Source organism: Spongiibacter sp., from assembly GCF_041602295.1.
Classification (GTDB): Bacteria; Pseudomonadota; Gammaproteobacteria; order Pseudomonadales; family Spongiibacteraceae; genus Spongiibacter.
Genome location: NZ_JBFIGO010000100.1, coordinates 1 through 9,392, shown reverse-complemented (window position 1 = coordinate 9,392; position 9,392 = coordinate 1). Strand labels below are relative to the sequence as shown.

Genomic DNA, 9,392 nt, shown 5'->3' with positions numbered 1-9,392 from the left:
GCTGAGGCCAGGGCCAATTCAGTGGCATCGACTTCGCGACCGTCGCTGCCCGCAACATGGCTAGCGCCATAGGGCGTACCGCCACTCTGCGTAGTAGTCAACGCCGCTTCGCTGTAGGGCAAGCCAGCGATCAGCATACCGTGGTGCAGCAGCGGCAACATCATCGACATCAGTGTGGTCTCTTGGCCGCCGTGCATACTGGCGCTGGAAGTAAACACCGCAGCCGGTTTGCCGATCAGTGCACCACTCATCCACAGCGCCGAGCTGCCATCGAGAAAATATTTTAACGGCGCCGCCATATTGCCAAACCGGGTCGGACTGCCCATCGCAAGGCCCGCACAGTCGCGCAAATCCTCCTGAGTGGCATAGAGATGACCGTCTTCAGGAATCTCGTCGCCCACCGCTTCGCACACCGTCGACACTGGCGCTACCGTGCGCAAGCGCGCCACCATGCCTGCCTGCTCCACACCGCGGGCAATCTGTTCGGCCAGTCGTCGCGTGGCGCCATGGCGGCTGTAGTACAGCACTAAAATATACCGCTGCTGATCCATTGCCTTCTCCGTATCAATCGATCAGCGACAAAACATTTTCAGGCGGCCGGCCCAGCACCGCGCGATCACCCCGTACCACGATGGGCCGCTCGATCAATTTAGGCTGCTCGCACATGGCCGCGATCAACTGTTCATCACCCAGGGTCTCATCGGCAAGGCCGCGCTCCTTGTATTCCACCTCGCCCTTGCGCAACAATTGCCGCGCAGATATTCCCAACTTGCCCAGCAGTACCCGCAGCGTGTCAGCATCTGGAGTGTCATCCAGATAGCGCACCACCTGAGGTGCAATGCCATTGTCTTCCAGCAACTGCAAGGTTTGGCGAGACTTGGAACAACGGGGATTGTGGTAGATGGTGAAATCAGACATGGCTCATCCTGGTTAAAACTACGATGGCCGACATTATACACAGCGCGGTCGACATCGACCGCTATGGAAAAGGCAATGAAGACCCTGAAAAACTGCTTGCTCACTCTTTCCCTCTGCCTGTTACTCGGCGCCTGTGATCGCAGCGCCAGCAGCGGTGGTATTCCTCAGGCCGGCCACTGGCTGTTGATCAACTACTGGGCGACGTGGTGCGCACCCTGCCGAGAGGAAATTCCCGCACTAAATGCTATCGACGCGCAGTACCCAGATGTCTCCGTCATCGGCGCCAACTACGACGGCCTACAAGGTGAAGAACTGGCCGCCGCCATTGCCGAAATGGGTATCACCTTCGACAGCATGTTGCGCGACCCGGCCACCGAACTGGGACAACAGCGCCCGCAGGTACTGCCCACCACCTACCTGCTCAACCCCGCGGGCGAGTTGACCGCCGTACTGACCGGACCGCAAACCATCGACAGCCTGCGCGCCGCCCTGGGGCGCTAACGCCGCACCCGGCTAGCGGTGGCTTAAAGCGCGCTGCCAGTGCTCCAGCATCTCATCACTGAAGGCCACCAGAATTACCCGCAGCACACTCGGCGCCCCTTGTAGCGCCGCAGCCAAACTGGCTACCGCCACATCACAGGCAGGTCGATGAGGATAGCCGTATACCCCGCAGCTGATCGCGGGAAACGCCACGCTCTGCACTGCCAGGTGCTGGGCTTCTTCTATACAGCGACGATAACAGGACGCCAACAGAGCCGCTTCCCCCCTGTCCCCGCCCTGCCACACCGGCCCCACCGTATGAATAATGTAGCGCGCTGGCAGGGCAAAACCGGGACTGACTTTGGCATCACCGGTCTCGCAACCACCCAGCTGGCGACAAAAAGCCAGTAACTCGGGCCCGGCGGCGCGATGAATGGCGCCGTCCACCCCTCCACCTCCCAGTAGGCGAGTATTCGCGGCATTGACGATAGCATCGACCGACAGTTGACAAATATCGGCTTTTAAGCACTCCATTTGGCCCATCACCTTCGCCCCTCTAACACGTCATCTTCGCGATAAAGCCGCAGCTGGCAGCTCACATCGGCATCCACCTCCCCGGCCCAGGCATCCGCTGCCACCTCCCCCGCGCCGCCACAGGCGAGCACTTCTATGCATATTGGCCGACAGCACACCTGACAATCCTCAATGTAGTGCTGGCCACTCATTGAGGTATCCACGACCAACTCGATGGCTGCAGCGCAATACGGGCAACGCTGCTTAATCACCTCCAGAATGCTCATCGCGCGACCTCCTCTATCTTGCAGCTTAGCTCCTTGCTCCGGCCATCACAGCCCAACGCCCAAGCCAAGCACTAGGGCACCAACAACTGCGTGTGCCACTGCCCATCTTGCTGCCAATACCGCTGACGCGGGTGCAAACCGTCATCCGCTGCGCGCCAAACCTCGAGTTCGTTGACATGTAAACGCAAGCCGCGGGCGTTATCTGCAAAGGGAATATCTCCCCCAAACTCCTCCCGCAACGCCGCGAGCCCCTCGCGCAACCGCCGCTCAGACTCCAGCTCCGAGCTCTGCGCCTGCAGCCGACGGTAGTAGTGATCTAACAACTTGGCGGCCTCGGGCTTATTTTGCCAATGGCCGGACATCTGCTCGTGACTCAGCAGCCGCCAGTCGCCGCGCAAACGGTACTGACGCATTTGCGACGGCCAGAACAGCAGCAATTCACTCTTGCCTGACATCAGCTGCGACCACTTCGGTGAGCGGTCATTAATGAAAATTAGCGGGCCTTCTGCCGAAATTTCCCGCAGCACCAAGGTGCGCGAACACGGCTGCCCCCGCTCCACCGTGCTCAGGCTGCAGTAACGCGCAGCTGTGTCGCCCTCACGCAATGCGCGCCGATAGTGCTCTTGCAAGTCATCCAGTGGCCGATTCATCATTGCTCTCGCGCAGTCTATAAGCATCCCAGTATCCGCTATTAGCCGCTGTCGTGACCAGCCAAAGCCCCCAGCGGATTGACATCAGCCCCAACTCGAGTACTGTATATACATACAGCAATCTTAATACAGTATGAGCATCATGTCCTCTACTCCCCTGCAACAACTGATCAACGGCCAACAACTCTGGCCAGCCAAGCAGCGCAAGGGCCGCGCGGGCTCCTCGGCCAACCGCTGCAGCGCCACCGGCTTCTCCTCCCTGGACAAGGCCCTGCACCAGGGGGGCTGGCCACGCAATGGCAGCTGCGAACTGCTGTGCACCACAGCCGGCATAGGTGAACTGAGTCTAGTACTGCCAGCCCTGGGCCAACTCGCCAAACAGCGCCCCATCGCCTGGCTCAATCCTCCCTGGCTGCCCTTTGCTCCCGGCCTGCAACAACAGCAACTCGATGCCACATCGCAGTGGCTGATTCGCGCCCCCAAAACCCAGCAATTGTGGGCCGCCGAGGAAACTCTGCGCAGCGGTGTTTTTGCCGCTCTACTCAGCTGGAGCAGCGACCCACAACTGCAAAATCGACAGCTGCGCCGCCTGCATATCGCCGCCCGTGAAGGCGACTGCTGGCACATACATTTTCGTTCGCCCATTTGTCGACAACAGGCCTCCCCGGCACCGCTGCGACTATTACTCAGTGGCAAGGCGGACAGCCTACAGCTAGAAATACTGAAACAGAGTGGCGGCCATGCCGGCCAGCGCCTGAATATTGAGCGCCCCAAAGACCTGCTGTGGCGCCAACAGCCGGCCAGCCAGTGGCCCGTTCAAACCGCAGCTCGACAGCGTTTAATACTGCCCCCCACAAGGTTGCACAGCCGTGCCGCCGCGGTTCACGCCCCCCTGCGGCCACAGTAGAACCATCATGCTGTACATTTGTCTGCGCTTCCCACTGCTCGGCTTAGACGCCCTGACGAACACCACTAACGTGCAGCCCTGTGCGCTGGTAGATGGCGGGCGAGTGCAGCTGTTAAACCGCGCAGCCAAAACCGCAGGGGTCACGGCTAGTATGTCGCTAACCACCGCCATCGCCCTCTGCCCAGAACTGCACTGCCGCCAGCGCGACCGCGCGCGCGAGCAGCACTACTGGCATCAACTCGCCCTGTGGGCCTACCGTTTCAGTGACGACGTTAGCCTGTCCCCTCCCAATGCCCTGTTACTGGAAGTAAGTCGTTCGCTGCGGCTGTTCGGCAACCTGCAGCGACTGTATCGCACCCTGCTGTCAGCCTACCGCAAACGCGGCCTGCAACTGCGGGTAGGCATAGGCAACACGCCGATGGCCGCCGAATTACTCAGCCGACAAGGTATTCGCGCGGCAACGCTGGTCAATGCCCGCGGAGAACTCCAGCGCCCAGCCCTGAAAAACGCCCTAGCGGCAGCGCCCAGTCGCCATCTTCCGCTAGCCGCCCCCCAACTCTCGGTCTTACACAATATGGGCTTACGACGTGTCGGCGATGTCTTAAGCCTGCCGCGCAAGGAACTCCTTAGCGCCTTTGATGACACCATGGCCGACACTATCGAGCGGCTAACCGGCCGACGCAGCGACCCCCGCCCGCGCTTTCAACCCAGTGAACACTTTCATACCGAACGCCAATTTGACGGTGGCCTACAACAGTGTGAGCAATTGCGCCTGCCCATTTCAGCCATGCTGCGAGAGCTGGAAATCTATCTGCGCCTGCGCCAGCGCCTCAACCGCGACCTCCATTGGAGCTTCCATTTTCTCGATGGCCACCACGAACACTGGCAGACGCCGGTAAGCCTGCGCCACTTTCAACAGCCTCTGCTACTAGAGCTGGTTATGCTGCAGTTACAGCATGTCAGGCTCCCTGGCCCGGTAGAACGTCTGACACTGACCTGCCGTGACTTTATCGCGCTTGAAACCCCGGCCGAGCAACTGTTTGACTGCCCCGAACAAGGCCGCCAGCAAGACGCCATGCAGCAACTGTTTGCCAAACTACAGCTGCGCCTCGGTGAGCACACCATACAGCGATTGGCCAGCCGAGACGCACTGCTCCCCGAACACCAGGGAATCGCCTGTCCCTCAGCCAACTACCAACACCAGCGTGTAGACCAGCAGGCACTGCGCCCCAGCTGGCTGCTAACCACTCCCCTAGAACTAGACCAGCAGGCGGGCAAGCTGTGCTGGCGCGGTCCCCTGGAGATTCTCCAAGGACCAGAGCGACTCGACAGTCACTGGTGGCAACAGCGCCAAGTGCGCGACTACTATATCGCCCAGCACCGCGACCACGGCCTATGCTGGCTGTTCAAAGATTGCCTCAGCCAACGCTGGTACCTACACGGTTTTTTTTCCTAGAACGGCCATGACTGCGCTACTCAATTGCCAAAGTAACTTCAGCTTCTTGCAGGCAGCCTCTCATCCCCATGAGCTAGTCGAGCAAGCCGCGGCCCTAGGCTACAGTGCTATCGCCCTGTGCGACGACTGCTCGCTGGCCGGTATCGTGCGCGCCTGGAAAGCAGCACGGCAACAGCGCATTAAGCTTATTTGCGGCGCCCGTTTTCGTCTCGACGATGGCTTGCAGCTGCTGTTGCTGGCCCCCAACCGCCGCGCCTACAGCGAACTGTGCGGACTCATCAGCCACGCACGGCTGCGCAGCAGCAAGGGCCGCTACAGCCTAGATCGCCAAACCCTGCTGCGCTACAGCAACTATACGTTAGCCATCTGGCTCGCCGAGCATAACGCCCCCGATGAGCAGGCCGTCTTTCTCAAGAAGGCTTTCAGCCAAGGCCTGTGGCTAGGAGTCGCCCTACACAATCATGCCCAGCAACAACAGCGCTACCTGGCGCACTACGCGCTGGCCTGCCGCCACCAATTGCCTCTGGTAGCCTGCCCCAGCGCGCTGATGCACTGCCGTAAGCGTCAACCACTACACGATGTACTCTGCGCCATCCGCCAGCATTGCAGGGTAACCGAGCTGGGCCGCAACAAGCTGCACAACAGCGAATATTATATAAAGCCACCGACTCTGCTGGAGCGAGATTACCCAGCAGCACTGCTAGCCGAAACGGCGCATATCGCCGCACTGTGCAATTTTGACCTGGCAGAACTTCGCTATCAGTATCCCAATGAAGTGGTACCCGCAGGCCAAAGCGCCAGCAGCCATCTGCGCCAATTAACCGAGATGGGCGCGATGCAGCGCTGGCCACAAGGCGTACCCGCTGCGGTCGAACAATGTCTAGACAAAGAACTGGCACTCATCGCCGAGCTGGATTACGAACATTACTTCCTGACGGTATACGATATTGTCCAATTTGCCCGCAGCCGCCAAATTCTCTGTCAGGGGCGAGGTTCTGCGGCCAACTCCGCGGTCTGCTATTGCTTATTTATCACCGAAGTCGACCCCAGTCGCAGCCAACTATTATTCGAACGCTTTATCTCCCGCGAACGCGACGAACCGCCCGATATCGATGTGGACTTCGAGCACGAGCGCCGCGAAGAAGTCATCCAATACATCTACCGTAAGTACGGCCGCAGCCACGCCTCACTCACCGCCACAGTCATCCGTTATCGGCGGCGCAGCGCCCTGCGTGATGTCGGCAAGGCGCTCGGCCTGGATACACAGCTCATTGCCCGGCTCAGCAAAAACATGGCCTGGTGGGACAACAGCGCCGATATGGAACAGCGTCTCGCCGAGCTGGGCATGCCGCCACAGGAGGCGCGTAGCCAACAGTTTATTCAACTAGTCAACGACATTCTCGACGTCCCCCGCCACCTTTCACAGCATGTTGGCGGCTTTGTGATTAGTCGCGATACGCTCACCAGCCTTGTTCCCCAGGAAAATGCGGCCATGGCCGAGCGCACTATTATCCAGTGGGACAAGGAGGATCTCGAAGCCCTGGGTATGATGAAAATCGACATTTTGGCCCTCGGTATGCTCAGCGCCCTGCGCCGCAGCCTCGCCTACATCAGTCATCGTCACGGCAAGGAAATGCGCCTGATGGATATACCCGCCGAGGACCCGGCAACCTATGAAATGCTCTGTCAGGCCGACAGTATTGGCGTTTTTCAGGTCGAATCTCGAGCACAAATGACCATGCTGCCACGCCTCCAGCCGCGCTGTTTCTACGACCTGGTAATTCAAATCGCCATTGTCCGCCCCGGCCCCATTCAAGGCGGAATGGTGCACCCCTTTTTACGCCGCCGACAGGGATTGGAAGTCGAAGACTACGCCAATGAAGCCATAGAAGAAGTGCTAAAACGCACCCTAGGTGTGCCCATCTTCCAAGAGCAAGTCATTCAGCTCGCCATGGTCGCAGCAGGCTTCAGTGGCGGAGAAGCCGACCAATTGCGCCGCGCCATGGCTAGCTGGGGAAAAAACGGCCACCTGGATAACTTCAAACAAAAATTAATCGCCGGCATGCTAGCGCGCGGCTACAGTCAGGACTTTGCCGAGCGTTTGTTCAGCCAGATGAAAGGCTTCGGCGCCTACGGCTTTCCAGAATCCCATTCTGCCAGTTTTGCCCTGCTCGCTTATGCCTCAGCGTGGCTCAAATGCCACTACCCCGCCGAATTTTACTGCGGCCTGTTAAATAGCCAGCCTATGGGTTTTTACTCCGTCTCACAGCTGACACAGGATGCCAGGCGCCACCGCGTCGACATTTTGCCGGTGTGTATCAACCACAGTGACTGGCAACACAGCCTGGAGAAACAGGGCGACCAAATGGCCATTCGCCTCGGTTTCCGTATTATTAAGGGGATCAGCCAGCAAAGCGCTCAGCGCATAGCCAAGCTGCGCCTCCAGACAGCGTTCCGTTCCATGCAGGACTGCATCAACCGCCTGCGCAGCGAAGCCCATTTCAACACTCACCAACTGGCTCTCCTCGCACGCAGTGATAGTTTCAAAAGCTTCGATTTACACCGCTATCAAAGTTACTGGCTGGTCCAGTCCCCAGCCAGCCCGCCCTTATTTTCCCACCGCCCCAGCCCGGCGACCCTGAGCTTGAAGAAACCGACTGCGAGCGAGGCGCTGCAGCAAGACTATGCCTGCACAGGCCTGAGCTTACACCACCACCCCTTACAGCTACTGCGAAGCCATGCGATGTTAACGGGCTGCCACTGCGCCGAACAACTCAGCACCCTAAGGGATGGCCAACAACTGAAGATCGCCGGCCTGGTGACTTGCCGACAGCGCCCCGGCAGTGCCGCAGGTGTTATGTTTATGACCCTAGAGGATGAAACCGGCAACAGTAATATCGTTGTCTGGCCTGCGCAGCAACAACGCTTCCGATCCGCCATATTACAGGGCACGTTGCTCCTGATAGACGGCCGTGTTCAAAAAAGCCTTCAACACAACGCTCCCGCCGTGATTCACATTATTGCTCATCATATTCAGGATCTCAGTGTAGAACTGAATATTGACTATCCTTCCCACGACTTCCACTGACAATGCGCGCGCAACAAGCGTCCCCCCATGCCGTCACCCCATCCCACTGAGACAAGGGCTAACAATGGCAGCGCCACCTTTCAGGAGCACCGTCAACGCGCAGGCAGCAAACCGATCGGAGTCGCTATTGAAACGAGCAGACCGCCGAGTTTTTAATCGTTTTTAGGTGATGAAAAACATGTAAAAAACGCGCCTTATTATTGGCCGGCAACAAACCGTAAAAGTCGGCAAACAAAGAAAATTGAGAATCGTCAACAAAAGGGTGGCCCACTAAAAAAATAGTGGAACTTACCTATACCACAGGCTTTACTCAAAAATGCGGACGGGGAAAGTAGCGCTACGTTAACTGTCTCGCAAAGCAATAGCCGGTGATGTGATGACTCAGTTGAGGAGCTGGGCCAGAACACAAAAATCACCACATAACTAAGTCGGCGCAGTCGACATTTATGCACCAGGAGAACGTCATGCAAAGCACAACCAAAATATGTATCAATCCTATTGTTGCGGCAGTTATGCTTTCCAGCATTACTGCCGCTAACAGCCATGCCCTAGCCCTTAATCTAGGCGGCAATCTTGGCGCGGCTTCGGCGATATCGCTGGGTGGCGCCCTATCTGATATTAGCGGCAGCTTGTCCAGCACCGCCGATATAAGTGCATCGACAGACCTCAGCCTAGCTAGCGGGCTCGATGCCTTGTCAGCACTGAGCGAACTCAATGCCAACAGTGTTTCTACCTTGACCTTGCCGGGACTTGAAGGTCTGGGCGATGTGGCGGGCAGTGTCTCGGCGGCTGCCGATATTATTGCCAATGCCAGCGGTGGTATTGATGGCCTGGGCGATATCAGTGGCTCGCTGGAATCTGCGACCTCAGTGGTGGGTGAAGTGACAACGGGTCGCCAGGAAACTGCCGACGAAGTGGCTTCGGCAGAAGAGCCTGCACAAGAGGCGGATGCGGATGCAGAAGAGGCACCGGCTGAAGAGGCTGCCACTGACGAAGCGCCCAGTGAGGAAGTCGCCAGTGATGACAGCGCTGCAGAAAGCACCGCGCCAGAAACTGCCAATGCTGAACCCTCGCGCAATAGCGACGGCCTGCT

General features: G+C 58.4%; 9 protein-coding genes and 1 pseudogene. 5 read left to right on the top strand and 5 right to left on the bottom strand.

Annotated elements, in window-relative coordinates; translation table 11 throughout:
- Positions 1-551, bottom strand: a 551-nt coding sequence (gene wrbA, locus ABYM29_RS13135; protein ID WP_372865227.1) for an NAD(P)H:quinone oxidoreductase, incomplete at its 3' end; no start/stop codon positions are given.
- Between the two features lie 13 nt (positions 552-564).
- Complete coding sequence (gene arsC / locus ABYM29_RS13130) at positions 565-918, bottom strand: arsenate reductase (glutaredoxin) (RefSeq protein WP_372865226.1); 354 nt, start codon at positions 916-918, stop codon at positions 565-567.
- Between the two features lie 75 nt (positions 919-993).
- On the opposite strand from arsC, the gene ABYM29_RS13125 reads away from it, so the two are divergent.
- Positions 994-1,419 (top strand): TlpA family protein disulfide reductase, encoded by a 426-nt coding sequence (locus ABYM29_RS13125; RefSeq protein ID WP_372865225.1) that lies wholly within the window; start codon positions 994-996, stop codon positions 1,417-1,419.
- A gap of 12 nt (positions 1,420-1,431) precedes the next feature.
- Here ABYM29_RS13125 and ABYM29_RS13120 read toward each other — a convergent pair whose 3' ends face one another.
- From ABYM29_RS13120 to ABYM29_RS13110, 3 genes are all read right to left on the bottom strand, one after another.
- Positions 1,432-1,932, bottom strand: a complete 501-nt coding sequence (locus ABYM29_RS13120; RefSeq protein ID WP_372865224.1) for an O-acetyl-ADP-ribose deacetylase — start codon at positions 1,930-1,932, stop codon at positions 1,432-1,434.
- A gap of 8 nt (positions 1,933-1,940) precedes the next feature.
- A complete protein-coding gene (locus ABYM29_RS13115) occupies positions 1,941-2,198 on the bottom strand; it encodes a CPXCG motif-containing cysteine-rich protein (protein WP_372865223.1) in 258 nt (85 codons plus the stop codon).
- A gap of 71 nt (positions 2,199-2,269) precedes the next feature.
- Complete coding sequence (locus ABYM29_RS13110) at positions 2,270-2,875, bottom strand: pyridoxamine 5'-phosphate oxidase family protein (RefSeq protein WP_372865222.1); 606 nt, start codon at positions 2,873-2,875, stop codon at positions 2,270-2,272.
- Positions 2,876-2,981: 106 nt separating this feature from the next.
- On the opposite strand from ABYM29_RS13110, the gene imuA reads away from it, so the two are divergent.
- The 4 genes and pseudogenes from imuA to ABYM29_RS13090 all read left to right on the top strand — a co-directional run.
- Positions 2,982-3,755 carry a translesion DNA synthesis-associated protein ImuA gene (gene imuA, locus ABYM29_RS13105; protein WP_372865221.1) on the top strand — a complete coding sequence of 258 codons (774 nt, stop codon included), beginning with the start codon at positions 2,982-2,984 and terminating at the stop codon, positions 3,753-3,755.
- Between the two features lie 7 nt (positions 3,756-3,762).
- Positions 3,763-5,211 (top strand): DNA polymerase Y family protein, encoded by a 1,449-nt coding sequence (locus ABYM29_RS13100; RefSeq protein WP_372865220.1) that lies wholly within the window; start codon positions 3,763-3,765, stop codon positions 5,209-5,211.
- 7 nt (positions 5,212-5,218) lie between these two features.
- Positions 5,219-8,299 (top strand): error-prone DNA polymerase, encoded by a 3,081-nt coding sequence (locus ABYM29_RS13095; protein WP_372865219.1) that lies wholly within the window; start codon positions 5,219-5,221, stop codon positions 8,297-8,299.
- A 464-nt stretch (positions 8,300-8,763) separates the two neighbouring features.
- Positions 8,764-9,392, top strand: a pseudogene (locus tag ABYM29_RS13090) (hypothetical protein); the annotation flags it as partial.

Excerpts from the sequence above, each read along its gene's own strand:
- ABYM29_RS13115 (WP_372865223.1), bottom strand. The coding sequence starts at position 2,198 with ATGAGCATTCTGGAGGTGATTAAGCAGCGTTGCCCGTATTGCGCTGCA.
- ABYM29_RS13110 (WP_372865222.1), bottom strand. The coding sequence starts at position 2,875 with ATGCTTATAGACTGCGCGAGAGCAATGATGAATCGGCCACTGGATGAC.
- ABYM29_RS13095 (WP_372865219.1), top strand. The coding sequence starts at position 5,219 with ATGACTGCGCTACTCAATTGCCAAAGTAACTTCAGCTTCTTGCAGGCA.
- ABYM29_RS13100 (WP_372865220.1), top strand. The coding sequence starts at position 3,763 with ATGCTGTACATTTGTCTGCGCTTCCCACTGCTCGGCTTAGACGCCCTG.
- ABYM29_RS13125 (WP_372865225.1), top strand. The coding sequence starts at position 994 with ATGAAGACCCTGAAAAACTGCTTGCTCACTCTTTCCCTCTGCCTGTTA.
- arsC (WP_372865226.1), bottom strand. The coding sequence starts at position 918 with ATGTCTGATTTCACCATCTACCACAATCCCCGTTGTTCCAAGTCTCGC.
- ABYM29_RS13120 (WP_372865224.1), bottom strand. The coding sequence starts at position 1,932 with ATGGAGTGCTTAAAAGCCGATATTTGTCAACTGTCGGTCGATGCTATC.
- imuA (WP_372865221.1), top strand. The coding sequence starts at position 2,982 with ATGAGCATCATGTCCTCTACTCCCCTGCAACAACTGATCAACGGCCAA.